The 23,945-nt window shown below is 69.1% G+C and carries 27 protein-coding genes; 17 read left to right on the top strand and 10 right to left on the bottom strand.

Annotation, left to right across the window (positions count from 1 at the left end):
- Positions 1 to 51: 51 nt before the first annotated feature.
- Positions 52 to 336, top strand: a complete 285-nt coding sequence (locus MRBLWH10_RS10375) for a hypothetical protein (protein ID WP_223586764.1) — start codon at positions 52 to 54, stop codon at positions 334 to 336.
- A 19-nt stretch (positions 337 to 355) separates the two neighbouring features.
- Here MRBLWH10_RS10375 and MRBLWH10_RS10370 read toward each other — a convergent pair whose 3' ends face one another.
- Complete coding sequence (locus tag MRBLWH10_RS10370; RefSeq protein WP_341939790.1) at positions 356 to 1,090, bottom strand: hemolysin III family protein; 735 nt, start codon at positions 1,088 to 1,090, stop codon at positions 356 to 358.
- A gap of 96 nt (positions 1,091 to 1,186) precedes the next feature.
- Here MRBLWH10_RS10370 and MRBLWH10_RS10365 point away from each other — a divergent pair, with 96 nt between their 5' ends.
- The 3 genes from MRBLWH10_RS10365 (at position 1,187) to MRBLWH10_RS10355 (ending at position 4,663) form a co-directional block, all read left to right on the top strand.
- Complete coding sequence (locus MRBLWH10_RS10365) at positions 1,187 to 1,966, top strand: isoprenyl transferase (protein WP_105672586.1); 780 nt, start codon at positions 1,187 to 1,189, stop codon at positions 1,964 to 1,966.
- Positions 1,967 to 1,988: 22 nt separating this feature from the next.
- Positions 1,989 to 3,119 carry an aminotransferase class V-fold PLP-dependent enzyme gene (locus MRBLWH10_RS10360; RefSeq protein ID WP_341939789.1) on the top strand — a complete coding sequence of 377 codons (1,131 nt, stop codon included), beginning with the start codon at positions 1,989 to 1,991 and terminating at the stop codon, positions 3,117 to 3,119.
- Between the two features lie 269 nt (positions 3,120 to 3,388).
- On the top strand, positions 3,389 to 4,663 hold the full coding sequence (locus MRBLWH10_RS10355) for a PhoH family protein (RefSeq protein WP_223587474.1): 1,275 nt from the start codon (positions 3,389 to 3,391) through the stop codon (positions 4,661 to 4,663).
- A gap of 65 nt (positions 4,664 to 4,728) precedes the next feature.
- Here MRBLWH10_RS10355 and MRBLWH10_RS10350 read toward each other — a convergent pair whose 3' ends face one another.
- The 5 genes from MRBLWH10_RS10350 to xseA are packed head-to-tail and all read right to left on the bottom strand — an operon-like array spanning position 4,729 to position 9,025.
- On the bottom strand, positions 4,729 to 6,123 hold the full coding sequence (locus MRBLWH10_RS10350; protein ID WP_223586762.1) for a class II fumarate hydratase: 1,395 nt from the start codon (positions 6,121 to 6,123) through the stop codon (positions 4,729 to 4,731).
- Positions 6,124 to 6,176: 53 nt separating this feature from the next.
- Entirely contained in the window at positions 6,177 to 6,827 is a 651-nt protein-coding gene (locus MRBLWH10_RS10345; RefSeq protein ID WP_105672583.1) for a carbonic anhydrase, read from the bottom strand.
- On the bottom strand, positions 6,824 to 7,468 hold the full coding sequence (locus MRBLWH10_RS10340; protein WP_341939788.1) for a DUF4245 family protein: 645 nt from the start codon (positions 7,466 to 7,468) through the stop codon (positions 6,824 to 6,826). The genes MRBLWH10_RS10345 and MRBLWH10_RS10340 overlap by 4 nt, the downstream gene beginning before the upstream one ends.
- A complete protein-coding gene (locus MRBLWH10_RS10335) occupies positions 7,465 to 7,695 on the bottom strand; it encodes an exodeoxyribonuclease VII small subunit (RefSeq protein WP_105672581.1) in 231 nt (76 codons plus the stop codon). Before MRBLWH10_RS10335 ends, MRBLWH10_RS10340 begins: the two co-directional genes overlap by 4 nt.
- Positions 7,696 to 7,747: 52 nt before the next feature.
- On the bottom strand, positions 7,748 to 9,025 hold the full coding sequence (xseA, locus tag MRBLWH10_RS10330) for an exodeoxyribonuclease VII large subunit (RefSeq protein WP_341939787.1): 1,278 nt from the start codon (positions 9,023 to 9,025) through the stop codon (positions 7,748 to 7,750).
- An 88-nt stretch (positions 9,026 to 9,113) separates the two neighbouring features.
- Between xseA and MRBLWH10_RS10325 the strand changes: the two genes are divergently transcribed.
- From MRBLWH10_RS10325 to MRBLWH10_RS10310, 4 genes are all read left to right on the top strand, one after another.
- Positions 9,114 to 10,154 (top strand): 4-hydroxy-3-methylbut-2-enyl diphosphate reductase, encoded by a 1,041-nt coding sequence (locus tag MRBLWH10_RS10325; RefSeq protein ID WP_341942586.1) that lies wholly within the window; start codon positions 9,114 to 9,116, stop codon positions 10,152 to 10,154.
- 2 nt (positions 10,155 to 10,156) lie between these two features.
- Positions 10,157 to 10,948 (top strand): IclR family transcriptional regulator, encoded by a 792-nt coding sequence (locus tag MRBLWH10_RS10320; RefSeq protein WP_105672579.1) that lies wholly within the window; start codon positions 10,157 to 10,159, stop codon positions 10,946 to 10,948.
- A 292-nt stretch (positions 10,949 to 11,240) separates the two neighbouring features.
- A complete protein-coding gene (locus MRBLWH10_RS10315) occupies positions 11,241 to 11,759 on the top strand; it encodes a DUF6264 family protein (RefSeq protein ID WP_341939786.1) in 519 nt (172 codons plus the stop codon).
- Positions 11,756 to 12,304 (top strand): MOSC domain-containing protein, encoded by a 549-nt coding sequence (locus tag MRBLWH10_RS10310; RefSeq protein ID WP_105672577.1) that lies wholly within the window; start codon positions 11,756 to 11,758, stop codon positions 12,302 to 12,304. Before MRBLWH10_RS10315 ends, MRBLWH10_RS10310 begins: the two co-directional genes overlap by 4 nt.
- Before the next feature lie 121 nt (positions 12,305 to 12,425).
- Here the strand turns inward: MRBLWH10_RS10310 and fbaA are convergent, their stop codons facing one another.
- Positions 12,426 to 13,454, bottom strand: coding sequence for a class II fructose-bisphosphate aldolase (fbaA, locus tag MRBLWH10_RS10305; protein WP_341939785.1), 1,029 nt, complete (start codon positions 13,452 to 13,454; stop codon positions 12,426 to 12,428).
- Between the two features lie 181 nt (positions 13,455 to 13,635).
- On the opposite strand from fbaA, the gene glpX reads away from it, so the two are divergent.
- The gene (glpX, locus tag MRBLWH10_RS10300; protein ID WP_105672575.1) at positions 13,636 to 14,622 is read left to right on the top strand and encodes a class II fructose-bisphosphatase; all 987 of its coding nucleotides are present in this window, start codon (positions 13,636 to 13,638) and stop codon (positions 14,620 to 14,622) included.
- A 182-nt stretch (positions 14,623 to 14,804) separates the two neighbouring features.
- A complete protein-coding gene (locus tag MRBLWH10_RS10295; RefSeq protein WP_105672574.1) occupies positions 14,805 to 15,095 on the top strand; it encodes a hypothetical protein in 291 nt (96 codons plus the stop codon).
- Between the two features lie 124 nt (positions 15,096 to 15,219).
- Here MRBLWH10_RS10295 and MRBLWH10_RS10290 read toward each other — a convergent pair whose 3' ends face one another.
- Both MRBLWH10_RS10290 and MRBLWH10_RS10285 read right to left on the bottom strand, forming a co-directional pair.
- Positions 15,220 to 16,458 carry a DNA recombination protein RmuC gene (locus MRBLWH10_RS10290; protein WP_341939784.1) on the bottom strand — a complete coding sequence of 413 codons (1,239 nt, stop codon included), beginning with the start codon at positions 16,456 to 16,458 and terminating at the stop codon, positions 15,220 to 15,222.
- A 40-nt stretch (positions 16,459 to 16,498) separates the two neighbouring features.
- On the bottom strand, positions 16,499 to 17,092 hold the full coding sequence (locus MRBLWH10_RS10285; protein WP_341939783.1) for a 3'-5' exonuclease: 594 nt from the start codon (positions 17,090 to 17,092) through the stop codon (positions 16,499 to 16,501).
- A gap of 59 nt (positions 17,093 to 17,151) precedes the next feature.
- On the opposite strand from MRBLWH10_RS10285, the gene MRBLWH10_RS10280 reads away from it, so the two are divergent.
- The 5 genes from MRBLWH10_RS10280 to MRBLWH10_RS10260 all read left to right on the top strand — a co-directional run bounded on the left by MRBLWH10_RS10280 (position 17,152) and on the right by MRBLWH10_RS10260 (position 21,503).
- Positions 17,152 to 17,892 carry a class I SAM-dependent methyltransferase gene (locus MRBLWH10_RS10280; RefSeq protein ID WP_341939782.1) on the top strand — a complete coding sequence of 247 codons (741 nt, stop codon included), beginning with the start codon at positions 17,152 to 17,154 and terminating at the stop codon, positions 17,890 to 17,892.
- 163 nt (positions 17,893 to 18,055) lie between these two features.
- The gene (gene ychF, locus MRBLWH10_RS10275) at positions 18,056 to 19,129 is read left to right on the top strand and encodes a redox-regulated ATPase YchF (protein WP_105672571.1); all 1,074 of its coding nucleotides are present in this window, start codon (positions 18,056 to 18,058) and stop codon (positions 19,127 to 19,129) included.
- Positions 19,130 to 19,273: 144 nt separating this feature from the next.
- Positions 19,274 to 19,762 (top strand): hypothetical protein, encoded by a 489-nt coding sequence (locus MRBLWH10_RS10270; RefSeq protein ID WP_341939781.1) that lies wholly within the window; start codon positions 19,274 to 19,276, stop codon positions 19,760 to 19,762.
- A 150-nt stretch (positions 19,763 to 19,912) separates the two neighbouring features.
- On the top strand, positions 19,913 to 20,746 hold the full coding sequence (locus MRBLWH10_RS10265; RefSeq protein ID WP_341939780.1) for a DNA-formamidopyrimidine glycosylase family protein: 834 nt from the start codon (positions 19,913 to 19,915) through the stop codon (positions 20,744 to 20,746).
- 190 nt (positions 20,747 to 20,936) lie between these two features.
- A complete protein-coding gene (locus tag MRBLWH10_RS10260; protein WP_341939779.1) occupies positions 20,937 to 21,503 on the top strand; it encodes an alpha/beta hydrolase in 567 nt (188 codons plus the stop codon).
- A 53-nt stretch (positions 21,504 to 21,556) separates the two neighbouring features.
- On the opposite strand, the gene MRBLWH10_RS10255 is transcribed toward MRBLWH10_RS10260, so the two are convergent.
- Positions 21,557 to 21,901 (bottom strand): LysR family transcriptional regulator, encoded by a 345-nt coding sequence (locus MRBLWH10_RS10255; RefSeq protein ID WP_341939778.1) that lies wholly within the window; start codon positions 21,899 to 21,901, stop codon positions 21,557 to 21,559.
- Between the two features lie 117 nt (positions 21,902 to 22,018).
- Here MRBLWH10_RS10255 and MRBLWH10_RS10250 point away from each other — a divergent pair, with 117 nt between their 5' ends.
- Positions 22,019 to 22,189 (top strand): hypothetical protein, encoded by a 171-nt coding sequence (locus MRBLWH10_RS10250; RefSeq protein ID WP_341939777.1) that lies wholly within the window; start codon positions 22,019 to 22,021, stop codon positions 22,187 to 22,189.
- Positions 22,190 to 22,238: 49 nt separating this feature from the next.
- Positions 22,239 to 23,900 carry an ABC-F family ATP-binding cassette domain-containing protein gene (locus MRBLWH10_RS10245; RefSeq protein WP_341939776.1) on the top strand — a complete coding sequence of 554 codons (1,662 nt, stop codon included), beginning with the start codon at positions 22,239 to 22,241 and terminating at the stop codon, positions 23,898 to 23,900.
- Positions 23,901 to 23,945: the final 45 nt, after the last annotated feature.

Raw genomic sequence — 23,945 nt, 5'->3', positions numbered from 1 at the left:
CGTTAGGCTGGTGGTTCCAGGTTATGCGACCTGCGCATGAAAGGCCGACACATGCTCGCTCTGACCGACACCCCGATGCCGACGCCCACGATGACGGTGAAGCCGGAGTTGGTCACCCCCGGCTTCGTCGGCTTCGCCGCGGTCGTGATCATCCTCATCGCGGTGATCCTGCTCATCCTCGACATGAATCGCCGCATCCGGCGCGTGCGGTACCGCGAGGAGGTCAGGGAGGAGCTGGATGCCGAAGAGGCCGCGCTCGCGGCCGACAGGGCCACCGAGACCGACGCCGACCTCCCGATCGTCGACGAGGGCGACGACGATCCGCTGAGGCGCTGACGACGCCCCCTCCGGGCGATCAGCCCGGGATGCCCAGCGAGGGGCTCAGCGGGGCCAGCGCGATGAGCAGGCACGCCGCCCAGTGGCACAGGAACGCGAGCACCGTGCACACGTGGAAGATCTCGTGGAAGCCGAAGCGCCCCGGCCACGGGTTGGGCTTCTTCATCGCGTAGATGACCGCGCCGACCGTGTAGAGCAGTCCTCCGACGATCACCAGCACCACCATCGCGACGTTCGCGCGGAACAGATCGCCCATGTACATCACCGCGGCCCAGCCCAGCGCCAGGTAGAGAGCCACGTAGAGCCAGCGGGGGGCATTGAGCCAGAACACCCGGAACAGTATGACGAGGAGTGCGCCGCTCCACACGAACACGAGCAGCAGCGTGCCCTTCGCCGGGGGGAGTGCGAGCACAGCGAGCGGAGTGTAGGTTCCGGAGATCAGCAGCACGATGTTCACGTGATCGATGCGCTTGAGGATGACCTTGACGGCGGGGCGCCAGTTGAAGCGGTGGTACAGCGCCGAGTTGCCGAACAGCAGCAGCGAGGTCGCCATGAACACCGCGGATGCCCACTTGCCGGGAGTTCCGACCGTGAGCGCGATGAGGACGATGCCCGCGACGATCGCGATCGGGAAGATGCCGGCGTGGATCCAGCCGCGCCAGGTCGGCTTGATCTCGACCGCGGCGTCCTTCGCCGCCGCGTCGAGGAGCGGCAGCTGCGGGACGTCGGGAAGCGAGGGCTCGGGTGTGCTCACGTGCTCACTCTAGGCCGGGCCGCATGCCGTGAGGCGTACATATCCACAGCTTCCGCTCCGGCTCAGGGCCCTCCGGCGCGGTAGCGTAGGGGAGTGATGTCACGGGAGAGTCAGGGGCGAGGTCCGCTGTACCGGCTCTACACCAGCCGACTGCGCCGCCACCTGAACCGCGCGTCCATGCCGCACCACGTCGCCATGATGATCGACGGCAACCGTCGGTGGGCGAGACAGCTGGGCTACACGACGCCGGCGGAGGGCCACCGCGCCGGCGCCGCCAAGATGCGGGAGTTCCTCGGCTGGTGCGATGAGCTCGGCATCCGGGTGGTCTCGCTGTACCTCCTCTCGAGCGACAACCTCCGCAAGCGCGACTCCGCGGAGCTCGCCGACCTGATCGAGATCATCGCGGAGCTCGCCGAGGCCCTCTCCCGCGAGGGCAATTGGCGGGTCAAGCACGTCGGGCGCTCCGACATCCTCCCGAAGGAGCTCGCGCGGGTGCTGGCGGATGCCGAGGAGCGCACGCGCGATCACACCGGACTCCATGTGAACCTCGCGGTCGGCTACGGCGGACGCAACGAGATCGTCGACGCCGTGCGCAGCATCCTGGTGAAGCACGAGGCCTCCGGCGGGACGATGGAGGACCTCGCGGCCCATCTCACCCCCGAGATGATCGGCGAGCACCTGTACACGGGCGGCCAGCCCGACCCCGACCTCGTGATCCGCACGAGCGGTGAGCAGCGGCTGAGCGACTTCCTGCTCTGGCAGAGCGCGCACAGCGAGTTCTACTTCGTGGAGGCTCTCGGCCCTGACCTGCGCCAGGTCGACTTCCTCCGCGCGATCCGCGACTACGCCGATCGCGACCGCCGCTTCGGCCGCTGAGCCGGCGTGCCAGAATGACGCGGTGAGCACTTTCGACGACTACCTCGCGACCTTCGACGCCGAACCCGGCTATCTGAACTGGGCCGCCTTCGGACCGCTGTCGCCCTCCGTTCGCGAGGAGGTCTTCGCCGACGCCGATCTGCTCGGCAGCGGACGTCCGTCGTCTCTCGCGCTCGTGGAGGAGCGCCTCGGGCAGGCGCAGGAGCTCGTCGCCGAGCTCCTCGGTGCAGACGCCGCCGACGTGACCCTGCAGGGCTCGTCGACGCACGGCCTCATGCAGGCGCTGTACGGGCTCTCGGGCGCTGTCGTCGCGGCCACGGGGGAGTTCCCGAGCGTCAGCCTCACGCTGGAGCGTGCGGCTCAGGCTTCTCACGGCGCCCTCGTGCCGCGATGGATCTCGCCGGAGGACGGGCGCGTGACCCCGGATGCCGTCGCCGGAGTGCTCGACGACGAGGTGTCGGCGGTCGCGGTGAGCCACGTCGACTTCCGCACGGGCTATCGGGTCGACATCGCCGCCCTGCGCGAGCTGATCGGCCCCGACCGTCTGCTGATCCTCGACGCCGTGCAGTCCTTCGGTCTCGTGGAGGCCGACTACGCCGCGGCCGACGTCGTCGTCGGCCACGGATACAAGTGGCTCAGGGCGGGACGCGGCACCGGCTTCGCGTGGTTCTCCGCGCGGGCGCGAGAGCGCATCGTCCCCGTCCTCAGCGGGATCACCGGCACCACGGCATCCGGACTCGTCATCGACGAGCTGCCGGGGCCGGCGGCGTCGGGGCAGGCGTACACGGTCAGCCGCCCGGACACGCTGGCGGCCGGGCGGCTGGCGATCGGCGTCCGCGATGTGCGCGACGCCGGCGTCGCGTCGATCGAGGAGCGCCTCGCGGAGCGGGTCGATGCGGTCCTGGAGATCGCCGACCGGCACGGCATCGCGGTGAGCTCTCCCCGTGAGCGCTCGGCCCGCGCGGGGATCGTGACGCTGGCGCCCGAGGAACCCGCGCGACTCGCGGCGGCGTTCGCGAACGCCGGGCTCGTCGTCACCGCCCGCGGCGCATCGGTGCGTCTGGCCCCGCACGCCGGGACGGACGACGCGACCCTGCAGCTCCTCGACGACACCCTGGCATCGTTCGGCAACGAGACGTTCATCAGCGCGTAACGAATCGATGGCGTGTCGTCGCGCGGAAATGTCCGCGCCTGGTCGTACCTTCTAGGCATCGGGCAAGGCGCCCGGTCGGGTCGGCCTCAGGTTCTCGACTCGTGACCCCCTGGTCGACTCGTTCGCAAAAGCCGGGAATCCCCGGGTCGGGAGTGGTCGTGACCTCACGTACAGCGCAGCAGCCCACAGGCACCGCGCAGCAGCAGTCCACCCGCAAGACGACGCGAGGGGCGTCGCCGCAGGGCCCTGATCAGGACCTCCGCACCTACGTGCTCGACACGTCCGTGCTGCTGAGCGATCCGCAGGCGTTCTTCCGCTTCGCCGAACACTCCGTCGTTCTCCCGGTGGTCGTGATCAGCGAACTGGAAGGCAAGCGCCACGACCCCGAGATCGGCTACTTCGCCCGTCAGGCGCTGCGCCACCTCGATGATCTGCGGGTCGAGCACGGACGACTCGACTTCCCGGTCGAGGTGGGCGACGGCGGCACGCTCCGCGTCGAGCTCGCCAACACCGACTCATCGGTGCTCCCCGCCGGGATCCGGCTGAGCGACAACGACACCCGCATCCTCTCCGTGGCCATGCACCTCGCCGCAGACGGGCAGGACGTCACCATCGTGTCGAAGGACCTCCCGATGCGCGTGAAGGCGGCATCGCTCGGCCTGCGCGCCGAGGAGTACCTCGCCGAGCAGGCCGTCGATTCCGGATGGACGGGAATCACGACCCTCGACCTCTCCGGAGACGAGATCAGCGACCTCTACGAGAGCGAGGTCGGCCTCAGCGAGGACGCCAGGGGGCTGCCGGTCAACACCGGCCTCATCATCCACTCGGAGCGGGGATCCGCGCTCGGACGGGTCACCCGCGACGGCGAGTACCGGCTCGTCCGCGGCGATCGGGACATCTTCGGCATGCACGGCCGCTCCGCCGAGCAGCGCATCGCGATCGACCTCCTGCTCGACCCCGACATCGGCATCGTCTCCCTCGGCGGACGTGCGGGCACCGGCAAGTCGGCCCTGGCGCTCTGCGCCGGGCTGGAGGCCGTGCTGGAGCGCCAGCAGCAGAAGAAGATCATCGTCTTCCGGCCGCTGTTCGCCGTCGGCGGGCAGGACCTGGGGTACCTCCCCGGCGACCGCGACGAGAAGATGGGACCGTGGGGCCAGGCGGTGTTCGACACCCTCGGCTCGGTCGTCTCGGGCAACGTCATGGAGGAGGTCGTCGAGCGCGGCATCCTCGAGGTGCTCCCGCTGACACACATCCGCGGGCGCTCGCTGCACGACGCGTTCGTGATCGTCGACGAGGCGCAGTCCCTGGAGCGCAATGTGCTGCTGACCGTCCTGAGCCGCATGGGTCAGAACTCGCGGGTCATCCTGACCCACGACGTCGGACAGCGAGACAACCTGCGCGTGGGCCGTCACGACGGCATCGCCAGCGTCATCGAGACGCTCAAGGGGCACGACCTGTTCGCCCACGTCACCCTGACGCGCTCCGAGCGCTCGGCGATCGCCGCACTCGTGACCGAGCTGCTGGAGGGCAGCGAGCTCAGCTGACAGACGCAGAAAGACGGATGCCGCGGGGACCAGGTCCCCGCGGCATCCGTCTTGTTACGGCCGGCTCAGCCGGCGTGCGTCATGCTCAGCAGATCGAGCTTCTCGTCGAGCTGCTCGAGGGTGAGCTCTCCGCGCTCGACGTAGCCGAGGTCGATCACCGCGTCGCGCACCGTGATGCCCTTGGCGACCGAGTGCTTCGCGATCTTCGCCGCGGCCTCGTAGCCGATGAGCTTGTTGAGCGGCGTCACGATCGACGGGCTCATGCCGGCGAACGCCGCTGCGCGCTCCAGGTTCGCCTGCAGGCCGTCGACGGTCTTGTCGGCGAGCACGCGCGAGGCGTTCGAGAGGAGGCGGATCGACTCGAGCAGCGCCGTGCCCATGACCGGGATCGCGACGTTCAGCTCGAACGAGCCGGAGGCGCCGGCCCAGGCCACGGTCGCGTCGTTGCCGATGACCCTGGCGCACACCATGAGCACGGCCTCCGGGACGACCGGGTTGACCTTGCCGGGCATGATCGAGGAGCCGGGCTGCAGGTCGGGGATGTGCAGCTCGCCCAGACCGGTGTTGGGGCCGGAGCCCATCCAGCGCAGGTCGTTGTTGATCTTGGTCAGCGAGACCGCGATGGTGCGCAGGGCGCCGGATGCCTCGACGAGGCCGTCGCGGTTGGCCTGCGCCTCGAAGTGGTCCTTCGCCTCGGTGATGGGCAGCTCGGTCTCGGCCGCGAGCAGCGCGATCACCTTCTGCGGGAAGCCGAGCGGCGTGTTGATGCCGGTGCCGACAGCGGTGCCGCCGAGCGGGACCTCCGCGACGCGGGGGAGAGCAGACTGCACGCGCTCGATGCCGAGGCGGATCTGACGCGCGTAGCCGCCGAACTCCTGGCCGAGCGTCACGGGCGTGGCGTCCATGAGGTGCGTGCGGCCGGACTTGACGGCGTCCTTCCACAGCTCGGCCTTGGCCTCGAGAGCCACGGCGAGGTGGTCGAGTGCGGGGATGAGCGTGTCGATGAGCGCCTGGGTGACGGCGATGTGCACGGACGTCGGGAACACGTCGTTCGAGGACTGCGACGCGTTCACGTGGTCGTTGGGGTGCACGGTCGCGCCGAGGATGCGCGTCGCGAGGGTCGCGAGCACCTCGTTCATGTTCATGTTCGACGACGTGCCGGAGCCGGTCTGGTAGGTGTCGACCGGGAACTCGCCGTCGTGGATGCCGGCGGCGACCTGGTCCGCGGCCTGGGCGATCGCGTCGGCGATGGCGCCGTCGAGCGTGCCGAGCTCCTTGTTGGCGAGCGCTGCGGCCTTCTTGATGCGCGCGAGGGCGGCGATCTGCGTCGACTCCAGGCCCTTGCCCGAGATCGGGAAGTTCTCCACGGCTCGCTGGGTCTGCGCACCGTAGAGCGCGTTCACGGGCACCCGCACCTCGCCCATGGTGTCGTGCTCGATGCGGTACTCGGTGTCGGTCATTCCGAACCCTCCTTGGTTTCGGGGTCGTTCCCCTGGATGTGTGTCTGGTGCTTCTATCGGGGGTCTGTGGCGTCGATGCCGACGGTGATGACCGGGACGGCGGTGCCCTCGGCCAGTCGGTAGTTGGCGCCGACGATGCCCAGGCGACCCTCTGCGACGGCGTTGGAGATGAGCTCCGACGACTGCAGCAGGTCGCTGACGGTGTTGCGCAGGTGCTCCCGGCCGACCAGCTCCGAGTCGATGTCGGCGACCGTGGTGCCGCCGTTCTCGACGAGCACCTTGCGGGCCGCGGGGACGATCGGGGCGATGAGCTTCCAGATGTGCGGAGGCAGGGGAGCGGCGTCGATGGCGGTGCCGTCGATCGCCGCCCGCACCGCACCGCAGGAGTCGTGCGCGAGGACCACGATCAGGGGCACGTTCAGCACGGCCACCGCATACTCCAGGCTCGCGACGATCGACTCGCCGATGACCTGGCCCGCATTGCGCACGACGAACAGGTCGCCGAGGCCGAGGTCGAAGATGATCTCGGCCGCGAGGCGCGAGTCCGAGCATCCGAAGAGGGTCGCCACCGGGTTCTGCGCCGCGGCCAGGTCCTTCCTCCGAGCGACGTCCTGGTTGGGATGGCGGGGCTCGTCGGCGACGAAGCGCTGGTTGCCCTCCTGCATCTGCTTCCAGGCGGCGGCGGGGGTGAGAGCCGTGGTCATGAGGCCTCCGAGAGGGCGTGGATCTGCGGGATGAGGGATTCGGCGAGCTCGGCCGTCGAATCGGCCGAGCGCGACCCGTACAGGAGCACGTAGTCGGATCCGGCCTGGGTGCCGATCGCGTAGGTGATGTTCTGCTTCGCGCCGGCGTCGCCGACCCGGTAGACATCCCACTCGACACCGCCGATCGTGGTGGTGTCTGTGGGAGCCGTGCCGTTCAGACGCTGCGGGGCCCAGCTGGATTCGGCGTCGAAGGCCTGCGCGATCTTGATGTATCCGCGCTCCTCGTCGCCCTTCGGAGCGAGAGTGACGTCCCACACGACCGTGGATCCGCTGGTCAGCTCCGCCGCGTTGACGCGCCAGAAGGTGCCGGTATTGGGGAGGATGACGGGGCGCTTCATGGTGGATTCCACATCGGCGGCGATACCGGCGATGTCGACCTTGGGGGCGGATGCCGGCTCGCCCCGCGGTACCGCGAAGACGATGATGGCGACGACCGCCAGCGTCACGATGAGGGCGGCGACCAGGCTGCGCACGTTCTGGCTGGAGCGGTAGGCCCTGCTGGACTCGGCCTTGCGTGCCGCGGTCTCTTCGGGAGTCTCCGGGCGTCCGAGCTCGGCGACGATGGGGGCGGGCTTGTTCACGATTCGTCCTCTTCGGATGCCGTGGCACGGGCGGCGTCCAGGCGGCGCTTCGCGCCCAGCAGCCACTCCTCGCAGCGGGCGGCGAGAGCTTCGCCACGCTCCCACAGGGCCAGCGACTGCTCGAGGGTCGGCGCGCCCTGCTCGAGTTCGGAGACGACCCTCACGAGCTCGTCGCGTGCGGCCTCGAACGACAGCGTCTCAACCGGGGTGTCGTTCTGCGCGCTCACCCCACCATCCTACGCGGTGCCCGGGGACACTCCCCTCGGGCCCCGGTCGTCGTCAGGGCGCTTCGGAGATCTCGCCGTCGGAAACCGCGGCGACCGATCCCCGGTCGACGGTGATCGTCAGCGGAGTGCCCGCGGGGGCGTCGGCGGCGTCGCGCAGGATCACACCGCCGTCGAGGTGGGCGATCGCGTAGCCGCGGGCCAACGTCGCCGCGGGCGAGAGTGCGCGCAGGGAGGCACGCAGCTCGCTGGTCTTCCGTCCTGCGGCGTCGAGCTGGCGGGAGATCGTGTCGCGTCCCCTGGACTGCAGCAGCCACAGCTCCTGAGCGCGGTTGTCGATGATCGGATCGGGGGAGCGCAGCGCCGGGCGCGAGCGCAGCTGCTGCAGCTGCGCGATGTCATGGCCGACGCGCTGCGTGAGCCGGGTCGTCGCGCGCGAACGCAGCTGCCCGATGAGCGCGCGCTGCTCTCCCACATCGGGGACCACGCGCTTCGCCGCGTCCGTCGGAGTGGACGCCCGCAGGTCGGCGACGTCGTCGAGCAGGGGGTGATCGTTCTCGTGACCGATCGCGCTCACGATCGGGGTGGACGCAGCGGCCACGGCGCGCACGAGGCGTTCGTCGCTGAAGCCGAGCAGGGTCTGCGGATCGCCGCCCCCTCGGGCGATGATGATGACGTCGACCTCGGGGTCGGCATCCAGCCGGGCGAGTGCGGCGAGAGTGTCGGGTACGCAGCGGTCACCCTGCACGGCGGCGTACTCGGTCCGGAACCGCACTTGCGGCCACCGCAGCTCGGCGTTGCGATGCACATCCTTCTCGGCATCCGAGCGCTCGCCGGTGATGAGTCCGATCACGTGCGGGAGGAAGGGGAGCCGCTTCTTCCGGGCGGGATCGAACAGGCCCTCCTGACGCAGCTGCGCGCGCAGCTTCTCCAGGCGCTCGAGCTGATCGCCGAGGCCGACGTGCTTCATGGCCGAGACGGCGAAGCTGAAGTCGCCGCTCTTGACGAAGTAGTCGGACTTCACTGCGGCGATGACGTGATCGCCGACGCCGAGGTCGTTCGGGATGCGCGCGCGCACGCTCGACCAGATCCTGATCGAGATCTGGGCATCCGAGCGCGTGTCCTTGAGGCGGGCGAACACGTTGCCTGCACGCACGTTCCAGGAGGTGATCTCGCCTTCGACCCAGACCGTGTTCCACCTGGCGATGAAGTCGCGGATGGTCGCATTCAGCCGTGCGACCGAAGTCGGAGCGTCCGCCGTCGAATCGCGCGGCGCGACAGCATCGGCGGGCGGCGCCTCGCCCGGCGCCGTCTCGGCTTCGAAGACCGTCATGTGCTCCCGTCCTACCCGGCTCTGTCCAGCTTTGCGGCGGTAGAATTCCAGAGTGACTTCGACTGCCGTGCATCTGCCTGCCCCGCGTATCCCACGAGTGCGTGCGGCGGCCGGGCGGCTTCAGGATAACCCGGTCCAGGGACAGAAGCGGGTTCTGCTCGCCGCGCCCCGCGGCTACTGCGCCGGCGTCGACCGTGCGGTGGTGGCGGTGGAGAAGGCGCTGGAGCGCTACGGGGCGCCGGTCTACGTGCGCAAGCAGATCGTCCACAACATCCACGTCGTCACCGAGCTGGAGGCCAAGGGGGCGATCTTCGTCGAAGAGGTCGACGAGGTGCCTGGGGGCGCCCACGTCGTCTTCAGCGCCCACGGCGTCTCGCCGGCGGTGGTGAACGCGGCGTCGGATCGAGGACTCCACGCGATCGACGCGACCTGCCCCCTGGTGACCAAGGTGCACCGCGAGGCCGTGCGCTTCGCACGGGACGACTTCGAGATCCTGCTCATCGGGCACGAGGGACACGAAGAGGTCGAGGGCACGGCGGGTGAAGCCCCCGAGCACGTCACGGTCGTGAACTCCCCGGAGGAAGCCGACACCGTCCAGGTCAAGGATCCGTCGAAGGTCGTCTGGCTGTCGCAGACCACGCTCTCCGTCGACGAGACGATGGAGACGGTCAACCGCCTCCGTCTGCGCTTCCCCGAGCTGCACAACCCGCCGTCCGACGACATCTGCTACGCCACCCAGAACCGTCAGGTCGCGATCAAGAAGGTCGCGGCGAACGCCGACCTCGTGATCGTCGTCGGCTCCTCGAACTCGTCGAACTCGGTGCGTCTCGTCGAGGTCGCGCTCGAGTACGGCGCCAAGGCCGCCTACCGCGTGGACTACGCGGAGGAGGTCAAGCAGGAGTGGCTCGACGGCGTCGCCACGGTCGGTGTGACCAGCGGAGCATCCGTTCCCGAGGTGCTCGTGCGCGAGGTGCTGGATGCTCTCGACGGCGCCGGCTACCACGACGTCGAAGAGGTGCGCACGGCTGAGGAGGACCTCATGTTCTCGCTTCCCAAGGAGCTGAGGCAGGACGCCACGGGGCAGCGCGACGCGCGCGCCCTCGGCGGGCGGGCCTCCGGGGGCGCATAGGAGTGAGCGCCGCGGAAGCGGAACCCACCCTCATCGGCTCGGTGCAGCGCGCCCTTCGCCTCGTCGACATCGTCGCGAACTCGCCCCGTCCTCTCCCGGCGAAGATGCTCGCCGCCATCACCGGCCTCACGCCGGGTACCACGTACAACCTGGTCCGAACCCTTGTGCACGAGGGCTATCTGTCCAGCGAGCCCGACGGGCTCGTGCTGGGGAGTCGGTTCCCCGCCTTCCAGACGGAGCTCGACGCCAGGGGCGTGTTCCTCGCCAGGGTCCGCGCGGCGCTGCGAGATGTGACCGAGGAGGTCGGTGCGACGGCGTACCTCTCCCGCTACGCCGACGGGGAGATGCACCTCGTCGACATCGTCGATGCGGTGCAGAACCCCCGGGTCGAGCTGTGGGTCGGGCTGCAGTCGAGCGCGCACGCGACGGCGCTGGGCAAGCAGATCCTGGCCGATCTGTCGGAGGAGCAGCGTGCAGACTACCTCGCCAGGCACCGACTGGAGGAGCTCACGCCGCGCACCATCAGCGACCGTGCGACGCTCCTCGCCCAGCTGGAGCACTCACCCGGGTTCGCGGTCGACCGCGAGGAGTATGCGATCGGCGCCACCTGCGTCGCCGTCCCGGTCATCGCGCCGAACGTCACGGCATCCCTGGCGATCTCGCTGCCTGCGGAGCTCGCGGTCGTCGACATGACGCTGGTGACCGCGCTGCGGCGCGCCGCGAGACGGCTCTCGCTCCAGCTCGGAGCGGATGCTCTGGACGGTGGCGGCCCGGGCGCGGAGTTCAGTATCTGACCGTCGGTTCACTATTTGAAGAACTGCATCTAGCGCAATGGCATGCGCTTTCCTATGATCAGAGTTGTAGTCGTCAGTGCAACGACGCTACAGGAGGTGGAACGTCCCCAGCGTTCTGCAGCCCACTTGGATGACGAGCGTCCCCAGTGCTCTGAGTCCGCGGCCCCGAGGAGTCCCCACTCCGCCGGGGCCGCCATCATGTTCGGGGCTTCTTCTCGCGGCTCGGCGCCAGGGGAGCAGCGCTCGTCTCCGCCTGGATGCCGCTCCAGGCCAGGGCGGTTAGCATGGCGTGATGATCGATCAGCGGCCACAGTACGGCGAACTCGCGACTCCGGAAGAACAGCGCAGAGCCGCCGGCCTCCCGCCGCTGAGCGAGGTCGAGTCTGTCGAGCCCGTCGCTCCTGTCGCCTCCGAGGTCGCGCCCGCAGCAGCGCCCCGTCGCCCCGTCGACCGGTTCGCGACCGTCGTGCTGCTCGCCTATGGCCTCGTCAACGTCATCACCGCTGGCCTGTCGTACCTCGACTTCGGCAGGGTCATGACCGAGGTCATGAAGGTGATGGGGATCGACGGGGAGTTCACGAACTACGACCAGGGCAGGATCTGGGGCACGGTCGCCGCGATCGTGCTCGTCATCGGATGGTGCCTCACCGCCGTGATCTCGCTGCGGAGGCTGCGCCAGGGCAAGCTCACCTGGTGGGTGCCGCTCGTCGGCGCCGCGGTGACGCTGCTGGTGACCTCCGTCTTCGCGGCGATCCCTCTGATGGGAGACCCGGCGTTCATCGCGTACCTCGAGAGCATGACGACGCGATGAGCCGTCTCGTCGCCGTCTGCGCGGTCCATCAGCTGCTGCCGGATGCCGGCACCGTCGGGATCACCGCGATCGACAAGAGGGCGGTCGAGGGGCCGGTGAAGGTCGGCTCCTACGGCGTCTACGCCGACGTGCAGGCCGATCGCAGACATCACGGCGGACCGGACAAGGCGCTGTACGCGTACTCCGAGGAGGATGCCGCCTACTGGGCGGCCGAGCTCGGACGCGACACTCCTCCTGGGTGGTTCGGGGAGAACCTGCGGGTCGAGGGCATCGACGTGAACGCGGCCCTGGTGGGCGAGCAGTGGCGGATCGGCTCGACCGTGATCGTCGAGGTCACCATGCCGCGCACGCCGTGCCAGACGTTCGCCCGTCGCGTCGGCGGCGATGCGGAACGCGGCTGGGTGAAGCGCTTCTCGGATGCGCGTCGTCTCGGTCCCTACCTCCGCGTGGTGAAGAACGGCAGGATCGAGGCCGGCGACGAGATCGTCGTGGTCCACCGCCCCGATCACGCCCCGAGCATCCTGGACATCTACCGGGGTCCGTGACCCGCAGTCCGTGCGCGGCGCCGCCGACGGCGGGGTTCGCGGCTGTCCGGGAAGAGCCCCGCTCAGACGGAGAATGCCCCGGCCGTTCCCGGCCGGGGCATTCCGTGACGATGCTCGTCTGTCAGCTCTTCGACTGTCCGTAGGAGCCGAGCTGGCGGGTCGACTCGACGACGCGGGCGGCCATCGCGGTCTCCGCGATCTTGCCCCAGGCGCGCGGGTCGTACAGCTTCTTGTTCCCGACCTCGCCGTCGACCTTCAGGACGCCGTCGTAGTTCTTGAACATGTAGTCGGCGATCGCACGCGTGTACGCGTACTGCGTGTCGGTGTCGATGTTCATCTTGATGACGCCGTTGGCGACCGCGAGGGCGATCTCCTCGTCGGTCGAGCCCGAGCCGCCGTGGAAGACGAGGTCGAGGGGCTTGGCAGCCGTGTTGTACTTCGCAGCGACCTCGGCTTGGATCTCGCCGAGGAGCTCCGGGCGCAGCTTCACGCCGCCCGGCTTGTACACGCCGTGCACGTTGCCGAAGGTGAGGGCGGCGATGTAGCGGCCCTGCTCGCCGAGGCCCAGTGCCTGGACGGCCTGGTCGACGTCGGCGAAGGTCGTGTAGAGAGCCTCGTTCGAGCCCTCGTGCTGCACGCCGTCCTCCTCGCCGCCGACGACGCCGATCTCGACCTCGAGGATGGCGTTGATCGCCTTCATGCGGGGGAGGAGGTCCTTGGCGATCTCGATGTTCTCCGCGAGGGGAACGGCCGAGCCGTCCCACATGTGCGACTGGAAGATCGGGTTGCGGCCGGCCTTCACCTCTTCTTCGGAAGCGGTGATCAGCGGCTCGACGAAGCCGGCGAGGGCGTCTTTCGGGCAGTGGTCGGTGTGCAGCGCGACGGTGACGGGGTAGTTCTTGGCGACCTCGGTCGCGTACCGGGCGAAGGCGAGAGCACCGGTGGCACGTGCCTTGACCGTGTGGCCGGCGAAGTAGTCGGCGCCGCCCGTGGTGACCTGGATGATGCCGTCGGAACCGGCCTCGGTCAGGCCCTGGAGGACGGAGTTGATCGTCTGCGAGCTCGAGACGTTGAATGCGGGGTACGCGAAGCCGCCGGCCTTCGCGCGGTCGAGCATTTCTGCGTACTGGTCCGGGGTGGCGACGGGCATGAGAACTCCTGCGATAGGTGAGCCGGGACAGCAGTCACTCTAGCCGGGAAGGGGAGGGGATGCCGTCGGGATGACGCTCCGGAGGGGGACTCTCTGCCGCACGGTTAAGAATCACGATTCCTTCATGCGATTTTGCCCGAAAGGAGGCGATTGCCACCGCGATTCTGGCTACTCTTGCCGCATGGTGAGTCTGACTGGTGATCTGAGCCCTCTTCGTCCCGACCGCAACCTCGCAATGGAGCTGGTGCGCGCGACCGAGGCGGCCGCGATCCGTGCGGTGCCGTTCATCGGCCGTGGCGCGAAGGAGGCCGCCGACGGTGCGGCTGTCGACGCCATGCGCGCCTTCCTCGGCACCGTCGCCTTCCAGGGGCAGGTCGTCATCGGCGAGGGCGAGAAGGACAACGCCCCGATGCTCTTCAACGGCGAGGTCGTCGGCACGGGCACCGGGCCGCTCTGCGACATCGCGGTCGACCCGATCGACGGCACCTCCCTGACAGCAGCCGGCCGCCAGAACGCGCTGTCGGTGATCGCCGTGTCCGACCGTGGAACGATGCTCGACGCGTCCAGCGTCTTCTACATGGACAAGCTCGTCACCGGTCCCGCGGGCGTCGGCGTCGTCGACATCCGCCTCCCGATCGGCGAGAACATCCGTCGCCTCTCGGCCGCGCTGGGCAAGCCGGTCGACGAGATCGTCGTCTCCGTCCTGAACCGTCCGCGCCACGAGCAGCTCATCCAGGAGATCAGGGATGCCGGAGCCGGCACCCGTCTGATGAGCGACGGCGATGTCGCGGGCGGCATCAACGCCGCACGCCACGGCGCGCGCACCGACATGTGCGTCGGCGTCGGCGGCAGCCCCGAGGGCATCGTGACCGCGTGCGCGATCAAGGCGCTCGGCGGTCACATCCAGGGCCGCCTGTGGCCTCGTGATGACGACGAGCGTCAGCGCGGCATCGACGCCGGTCTCGACATGGACAAGGTCTATGAGGCCGACGATCTCGTCCGGGGCGACAACACGATCTTCGTGGCGACGGGTGTGACCGACGGTCAGCTCGTCGCGGGTGTGCGTCGCGAGGGCGGCTACATCTACACCGAGAGCGTCGTGCTGCGCGGCGCATCGGGCACCCTGCGGCGGATCGCCTCGGAGCACCTCGTCTCGAAGTGGCTCTGATCCTGCGCTGACGGCGACGCGCGGCATCGTGAGAGCTGCGGTGCGCGCGGCATCGTTATCGAGACGGAACCCCTGCCCGGAGCGCTGAGCCGTGGTTTCCGTGCGCGTCGTGTGACAATTGTCTCTGGGTTTCTCACCGTCGACGGAGCCGCAGGCACCGCAGACACAGGAGGGCGAAGCAGATGGCAACGCAGCACACGAGCGATTCGAAGGCCGCGCCGACCAAGTTCGTCACGACGAACACCGGGCGCATCCTCCGGGTGAACGTCGACGAGATCGACGCGGCAGCCAAAGCAGCAGCCGCCTCCGCCGCCACGGTCCACGCGGTCGACCCGGCTCGCCGTGCCGATGTGCTCTTCCGCGTGCGTCGCGACGAGGGACACGAGGTCAGCGCCTGGTGGATGATCGGCGCGTTCCTCGCCACCAGCGGACTGGTGATCCTCCTGCTCTCGGGCGTCCCCGGCGTCGCCTGAGCAGCTTTCCGGTGTCGCCTGACTGAGTCTCCGGCGTCGTCTGATCAGGTCTCTGATCGGAGCGGACTCCGGTCGGTCTCTGATCGGAGCGGACTCCGGTCGGACTCTGGTCGTTTCGACGGCCTCAGTCGCCCTCGAGCCGCCGACGCACATCGCCCAGCTCGGCCCGCACGGGCTCGGCGGCATCCACGTCGCTGACGAGCTCGGCCGCTGTGAATCGGCGCGCGCTGCCTCCGATCACCTGCGGCGACGCGTCGAGCGTCGAGGAGTCGATGCCGGGGAACTGCCGGGCCGTCACGAGCACGCGGTTCTCCAGCGAACCGGCGAAGCGGTTGTAGCTGTCGACCGTGCGCTCCAGGGCGCGGCGGAGGTCGTCGGCATGGCCGGCCAGCACGCCGAGGCGGTCGTACAGCTGCGTGCCGAGGGCGAGCAGAGTGCGAGCCTCGGTCGACACCTCCTGCTGGGTCCAGGTGTAGGCGACCGTCTTGAGCACCGCCCAGAGATTGACGGGTGAGGCCAGCGCCACCCGGCGGCTGAACGCGTAGTCGAGCAGTGTCGGATCCTCGTCGATCGCCGCGGCGAGCAGCGATTCGCTCGGCAGGAAGCAGATCACGAACTCGGGGCTCGACTCGAGGCCAGACCAGTAGGCCTTCTTGGTGAGCGCGTCGATGTGTGCGCGCACCGCTTTCACGTGCTTCTGCATGAGCATGCGCCGCTCCGCCTCGTGCGCGTCGCCCGCCGGCAGCGCCGATGCCTCGAGATAGGCGTCGAGGGGGACCTTCGCGTCGACGGGGATCGACGCGCCACCGGCGAGCCTGATCACCATGTCGGGCCGACCGACGCCGCGATCCGAGGAGATGGTCGACTGTAGATCGAAGTCGACGTGCCGGGTGAGGCCGGCGGCCTCGACGACGCGCCGCAGCTGCGTCTCACCCCACACGCCCCTGGTCGCCGTCGACTTCAGTGCTCCGGCGAGCGACTCGGTCGTCGCGCGCAGCGCCTCATCGGACTCCTGCGCGCGACGCAGCTGCTCGGCGAGCGACCCGAACTGCGCATGGCGCTCCTGCTCGATCGTCGCGACCTTGTGCTGCATCTGCTGGAGGCTCTCGCGCACGGGAGCGAGCGCCGTCAGGACGGCGTTCTGCTGCTGCACGCGGATCGCCTCGGCCCGCTGCTCCTCACGGGCGTGCTCGACGGCATCACGATACAGGTCGTACTGTCTGTCGCGGTCGTCGCGCGCGGCGGCGAGCTCGGCCTGTGCTCTGGCCAGCTCCGCCGCTCCTCGGCCCGCGCGCAGGTACCAGCCCAGGGCGGCACCGGCCGCGAGGGCGATGAGGAGGAGGACGATCGTCAGAGGATCCATGGATCCGATGATGCCCTCGACCACCGACATCGGGGGGATGTCAGGCGACGGCGCGTTCCTCCGCGGCGGCGACCGGTTCGGTGACGCGGAGGCCCAGAGCCCTGGCGAGACCGAACACGTCCGACGCCTCGGCACGTCGGGCGGAGTCGATCACGATCTCGGCGCAGGCGCGGGCGTCGGCCAGCGCATCGTGGTGCGAGAACTCCGAGAATCCCGCGGCGGCAGCGGCCTTGGGCAGACGGTAGGAGTCGAGCTCGTACGTCTTCCGCGCCACCTGCAGGCTGCACAGCGAGCGGTACGGTGGGCAGATCTCGCCCGTCGCCTCCGAGGCGCGGCGCAGCACGTTCAGATCGAATCCGGCGTTGTGCGCGACCAGCACGTCGGCGCCGGCGAACGCGCACAGGCGGTCGAACTGCTCGGACCAGGTGGCGGCATCCCGCACGTCGTGCGGACGGATGCCGTGGATCTTGACGTTCCACTCCTGGAACTCGTCGTGGCCTGCGGGCGGTTGGATCAGCCAGCCCGCGGTGGCGACGACGTGGCCATCGCGAACGCGGACGAGTCCGACGGAGCAGGCCGAGGCGGGGCTGGAGTTCGCCGTCTCGAAGTCGATCGCGGTGAAGTCCAGGGGCACCTCTCCACTTTCACCCCGCCCTCCGAGCGGGTCCGGAAGACTCGCCGTAGGCTGGCGATATGGCTGAGGATATGGCGACGTCGTTCGGAGCAGAGGCGGGGAACTACGAGGCGGGGAGACCCGACTATCCGTTCGAGGCGGTCGCCTGGATGCTCGAGCCGATGCCCGCGGGGTCCACGCGCATCGCCGACGTCGGGGCGGGCACGGGCAAGCTCACCCGAGTGCTCGCCGCGGCCCCGGATGCCGAGATCGTGGCGATCGACCCGGATCCTGCGATGCTCTCCGCCCTGCGCGATGCCGTGCCCGGTGTGCCGACCTTCGTGGGCACCGCCGAGTCCCTGCCGCTGCCGGACGCGGGTCTCGACGCCGTCGTTCTCGGCCAGGCGTGGCACTGGGTGGACCCCGTGACGGCCTCCGCAGAGGTCGGGCGCGTCGTGAAATCCGGAGGAGTGCTGGGGCTGATCTGGAACCTTCGTGACGAGCGCGCCGACTGGGTGCGCCGTCTCACCGAGATCATGCACGGCAGCAACGCCGAGATCATGATGGCCGAGGGAGGCCCTTCGATCGCGACGCCGTTCGGGGAGCTCGAGGAGGAGACCTGGGAATGGGTGCGGCCCATCACCCGTGAGCAGCTGCACAGCATGGCGTCGTCGCGCAGCTACATCATCACGGCATCCGATGAGGAGAAGGCGCGTGTCCACGGCGAGATGGACGCCCTGTTCGACGAGCTGGGACTCCACGGGGATGCCGTGATCGATCTGCCGTACGTGACGCGGGCGTTCCGCGCGATCAGGAGCTGAGGCCGGCGGGATCCTGCCGACCGGGCGCTCCGAGACCCGGCCAATCGACCGGGATCCGGATCGTCGCGCGCGAACCTTCCGGATCTCGAGCGGAGATCCGGATCCGGGAGGGCGTCTACCGGGCGCAGGTTCGCGGCATCCGCCCCCGGTAGACTCGACTTCCGTGGCTCTTACAATCGGAATCGTCGGCCTGCCCAACGTCGGCAAGTCCACCCTCTTCAACGCTCTCACCAAGAACGACGTCCTCGCGGCGAACTACCCGTTCGCGACGATCGAGCCCAACGTCGGCGTGGTGAACCTGCCCGACTCGCGTCTCGACAAGCTCGCGGAGATCTTCGGCAGTGAGCGCATCCTCCCCGCCGCGGTGTCGTTCGTCGACATCGCCGGCATCGTCCGGGGCGCGAGCGAGGGCGAGGGTCTGGGCAACAAGTTCCTCGCGAACATCCGCGAGGCCGACGCGATCGCCCAGGTCGTCCGCGGCTTCGCCGATGACGACGTCGTGCACGTGGACGGCGCGGTGAACCCGGCGTCCGACATGGAGACGATCAACGCGGAGCTCATGCTCGCCGACCTCGAGACCGTGGACAGGGCGATCACCCGCTACGAGAAGGAAGTCCGCGGCAAGAAGATCGAGCCGATCGTGCTCGAGACCGCGCAGGCGGCGAAGGAGGCCCTCGAGCGCGGCGTGCTGCTCTCGGTGTCCGGCCTCGATCTCGCGCCGATCCGCGAGCTCGGCCTGCTCACCTCGAAGCCCGTCATCTTCGTCTTCAACGTCGACGAGGGCGTGCTGACGGACGCTGCCCGCAAGGAGGAGCTGGCCGCGCTGGTCGCCCCCGCGAAGGCGATCTTCCTGGACGCGAAGATCGAGTCCGAGCTCATCGACCTCGACCCTGAGGATGCCGCTGAGCTGCTGGCCTCGACGGGACAGGACGAGTCGGGTCTCGACCAGCTCGCCCGCATCGGCTTCGACACCCTCGGCCTGCAGACGTACCTGACGGCGGGCCCCAAGGAAGCGCGCGCCTGGACCATCGGCAAGGGCTGGAAGGCCCCGCAGGCCGCCGGAGTCATCCACACCGACTTCGAGAAGGGCTTCATCAAGGCGGAGATCGTCTCGTTCGACGACCTCGTCGAGACGGGGTCGGTCATCGAGGCCCGCGCCAAGGGCAAGGCCCGCCTCGAAGGCAAGGACTACGTCATGCAGGATGGCGACGTCGTGGAGTTCCGCTTCAACAACTGACTCACACACGGAGGGGAGCGGCGGCAGGGCGCCCTCAGCTGAGCTGTCGTCACCGGCTGAGAACCGACCCGTCTGTCGCGTGAGGCGGCTCCACCGCTATGGTCGTGGCATGGACGATCATGTCGGACTCCACGACTGCGTCGTGTGGATGCGGCCGACGGAGCTGCGTTGATCAGGTGGAACCGGGCGAGCTTCGCCGTATACGGTGGCCGGCGGTCGGCCTCGGAGATCAGCGAACTGCTGAACCTGGAGCCCGATATGCATGGCGATGTCGGAGAACTGACGCCAGCCGGGCATGCAGGCCGCAAGCTCAAGCCGCAGTACCTCACCTACCAGCGCACCTACTGGTCGATCGACGTCGACTCCGATAGCCACCGGGTCGACGCGGAAGACGAGACGGGATTCGCGGCGCTGACTGCGCTCGTCGGGCTGCTTACTCCGCGGGCGGAGGCACTTGTCGAGTTGCGGAAGGATGCGGAGACCGTTCTGTGGTGGTCGGGCGACTCTGACAGCACCCAGGGCGGATTCGTACTGACCGCCGACCTCATCGGACAGCTTGCTCTTCTCGGCTGCGATGTACGCGGGACGGCGTACATCTCAGTCGAGGAGAGCGAGGTCGCTAGATCGGACTGAAGCGTCGGCCAGCGGCAGCGAAGGCGAACGTCCGAGTTGCGCCTGTAACGTCCGTGCTCGCCGTCCTGGTGCTTTTCGCGAGAACCTCGATCTTCCGCTCGTCGTCGATGGGCCTCGCCGTATGTCGGATGCCGGTGCGACGATGGACGCATGCCCGAATCTCCGGAGGTGCAGGCGCTCGTCGAGTTCTTCGATGAGCGAGTCCGAGACCGTGTCATCGCTGAGATCGACATCGGCGAGTTCCGCATCATCAAGACTCGCGAACGCCCGCCTGCGTCGCTCATCGGCGCGCGGATCTCCGGTCTACGGCGCTTCGGGAAGCACCTCGGGATCGACACCTCGGCGGGGTGGATGATCATCGGGTTCGGACGCAACGGCTGGATCCGGTGGAAGGCGGCAGGAGATGTCTCTGTCGACGAGCTCGTTCCGGAGGTCGCGAGAGTCACCCTCGATGACGGTGCAGTGATGCGGATCGTCGACGCGGGCGACTTCCTCGCTGTCACAGCTGCGATCGTGGACGCCCCTTCGGACGTCGCGGGCATCGCGGCGCTAGGCCCGGACCCGCTCTCAGTCGACTTCTCCCGCGAGGACTTCGAGCGCGCACTCGGCACCCGCAAGAAGCAGATCAAGGCGCTGCTGCAGGAGCAGACGTCCATCGCGGGAATCGGCAACGCCTACTCCGATGAGATCCTGCACCGGGCGCGCCTCTCTCCGGTCGTGCACGCTGCGGTGCTGGACTCCGAGGCCAGAGAGAGGCTGTTCGCCGCCACCGTCGACATCATGCGCGGAGCGCTCGCCGACCGCCGGGGACTGCCTCCTGACGCCCTCAAACCCGCAAAGATTCAAGCCATGTCCGTCCATGGGCGCGGAGGGCAGACATGCCCTGTGTGCGGCACCACGATCGTCGACCACATCTTCGGAGGAGCATCCGCGCAGCGTTGTCCCCGGTGCCAGCCGGATCAGGCGGACGGGGGCGTGCGGTGAGTCCAGATAGAGCGATCTGAACCGGCCGAGCAGCAGGAGCGCCGGCGCTTCCGGCGACGCGCGCGTCCGCCGCACGGTTGTGGGGAGATACGCTGGAGAGGCCGTTTCGGTCCTTGAGGCTAGCGACGGCCCATACACCCAGGCGCAGCGCCGCAGACGAAGCATCGATCGTGCAAGGAGACCGACGCAGATGACCGACACCCAGATCTTCGAGCCCGACGGACGCGCGATCCCCTTCGTCGACGAGGGAGACGGTCCGGTCAAGCTCGTGCTGATCCAGGAGCACGGTCTCGCCGCCGATGTGCTCGGCGTCGTCGCGCATTACCTCGCCGAGGAGGCCGGCTTCCATGTGCTGCGCATCGGGCACAGGGCCGACGCTGCCGGCGCCTCGTTCGAGGAGCGGGTCGAGGATGCTCTCGCCGTCATCGATCATGTCGGTCTTCAGGACACGTGGATCGGCGGGCACGGCTTCGGCGGGACCGTGGCGCGCGCACTCGTCGCGGCGCACCCCGACCGCGCGAACGGCCTCTTGCTGCTCGGCGTCGAGGAGGCTGATGTCGAGATCGCGCCGGCGATCCCCGTGCTCATCGTGCAGGGCACCGATGACGACGTGAACCCGCCGGTCAATGCTGAGCACCTGCACTCGACGATCCCCGACCGGTCGAGCATCAAAACCATCGGCGGAGACCACCTCTTCCCGATGCACCACCCGATCGAGACCGCCGTGGTCATCGAGGAGTACCTCGACTGGGACTGAGTTCGCCCTATGCTGATCGCGTGACCCAGACGCCCGTGCTGCGCTAGCGCGCGTCAGCGCCCCTGGCGCTTCTTGTAGGGCTTGGGCTGACCCTTGACCACCGGTGCGCGGCCCCTGCCCTTGGAGGCCTTGGCCTTGCCGCCGGCCGGGGCGACAGGCTTCGCGACGGGAGCCGGCTCCGCGGCGATCCGCTCCCTCGCCTCATCGAGCAGGAGCAGCCCGGCTGCGGTGATCTTCGTCTCGCCTCCACGCGTGACGAGAGGGTGCCCCACCTCGTCCTCCAGCTTCTCGATCGTCGAGTAGAGCGCGGCGAGCGGGATGCCGAGGGACTCTGCGGCGCGGGGGAAATGCAGCTCCTCGGCGACGGCGACGAAACGTCGAAGCTGGGTGATGTTCACGGAGAGCCGTTCCTTTCCCGCGAGGATCGCGGTCGACTCCCCAGCGTACGCGTCGCTACGGTGCCGCAGCGACGCGGTCGGCGTACGCTGTGCGTGTCACCGACCGAAGGAGCAGCCGTGCCCGACCACGATGAGCATGCCCCTCACGGGCACATCCCCGCGCCCGGCGAGCCGACCGTCCCGGAGCTGGAGGCCGACGAGAACGTCGCTCCGAGGCCGGAGGAGGAGATCGCCGACATCCTGCGATCGGCACCCGACCTGAAGGACCACAGCCGGCAGCGCGAGTGAGCGGGATGCCGTGTCATCCGCCGACCTGCGTCGATGACAGGATTGTCTGATGACCGCGACACTGGTGGCCCAGGACCTGGCCGGAGGGTACGGTCACCGCACCCTCTTCGACTCCCTCGATCTCACCGTCGCTCCCGGCGACGTGGTCGGCGTGGTGGGGGCGAACGGCGCGGGAAAGTCCACCCTCCTCCGCCTGCTCGCCGGGCTCGACGAACCTCAGGCGGGGAGCATCGCGCTGGCGCCGGCCGACGCGTTCGTCGGCTGGCTGCCGCAGGAGCACGAGCGCATCGCGGGGGAGACGGTGTCGGCGTACATCGCGCGCCGCACGGGATGCGCGTCCGCGACAGCGGAGATGGATGCCGCGGCTGCCGCGCTCGGCGACCCCTCGCTCGCGCGCCCGGGAGCAGACCCGGCCGATGTCTACTCGGCGGCGCTCGACCGCTGGCTGGCGAGCGGAGCCGCGGACCTCGAGGAGCGCGTCCCCGCCGTGCTCGCCGAACTGGGACTCGACCTCGGCGACGCCGCCGGGGACGCGCTGATGACCTCCCTGTCCGGAGGGCAGGCGGCAAGAGTGGGGCTCGCCGCCCTCCTCCTCTCGCGATTCGACATCGTGCTGCTCGATGAGCCCACCAACGACCTCGACCTCGACGGTCTGGAGCGTCTGGAGACGTTCGTGCGCGGACTCCGCGGTGGAGTGGTGCTCGTCAGCCATGACCGCGAGTTCCTCTCCCGCTGTGTGACGCGCGTGCTGGAGCTCGACCTCGCGCAGGGCACGAACCGCGTGTACAGCGGCGGCTACGACGCGTACCTGGAGGAGCGGGCGACCGTGCGTCGGCACCTACGCGAGAAGTACGACGAGTTCGCGGAGAAGAAGGCCGACCTCGTGTCCCGCGCACGGACGCAGCGGGAATGGTCGAGCCAGGGCGTGCGCAACGCCATGAGGAAGTCGCCGGACAACGACAAGATCCGCCGCAAGGCCTCCACCGAGTCGAGCGAGAAGCAGGCGCAGAAGGTGCGTCAGATGGAGAGCAGGATCGCCCGGCTCGAGGAGGTCGAGGAACCGCGCAAGGAGTGGCAGCTCGAGTTCAGCATCGCCGCTGCGCCGCGATCGAGCTCGGTCGTGTCGACCCTGAGCGCCGCGATCCTCCGTCAGGGCTCCTTCACCCTCGGCCCGGTGTCGCTCCAGGTGAACGCGGGGGAGCGCATCGGCATCACCGGACCCAACGGTGCGGGCAAGTCCACCCTGCTGCGCGCGCTGCTCGGCCAGCAGCTCCCCGATGACGGCACCGCGAGCCTCGGGGCGAGCGTGCAGATCGGCGAGATCGACCAGGCGCGCTCCCTCCTCGCCGGGGCCCGACCGCTCGCGGGAGCATTCGAGGACCTGGTGCCGGAGTACGCGACCGGCGAGGTGCGCACCCTGCTCGCGAAGTTCGGACTCAGGGCCGACCATGTCAACCGGCCGGTCGACGAGCTGTCGCCAGGAGAGCGCACGCGCGCGGGGCTCGCGCTCCTGCAGGCGCGCGGCACCAACCTGCTCGTGCTCGACGAGCCGACGAACCACCTCGATCTCGCGGCCATCGAGCAGCTGGAGCAGGCCCTCGATTCGTATGAGGGCACCCTGCTGCTCGTCACCCACGATCGACGGATGCTCGACACCGTGCGGACCGACCGCCGCTGGCGCGTCGAGGAGGGCCGGGTCACCGAGCTGTGACCGGCATCCGGCCGTCCGAGCCGCGCCGGATCGCCGATGCACTCC

This window comes from Microbacterium sp. LWH10-1.2 (assembly GCF_038397765.1).
Lineage (GTDB): Bacteria > Actinomycetota > Actinomycetes > Actinomycetales > Microbacteriaceae > Microbacterium > Microbacterium natoriense.
Note: the sequence above shows the minus strand (reverse complement) of the source record. Positions and strands in the feature narration are given on the sequence as shown.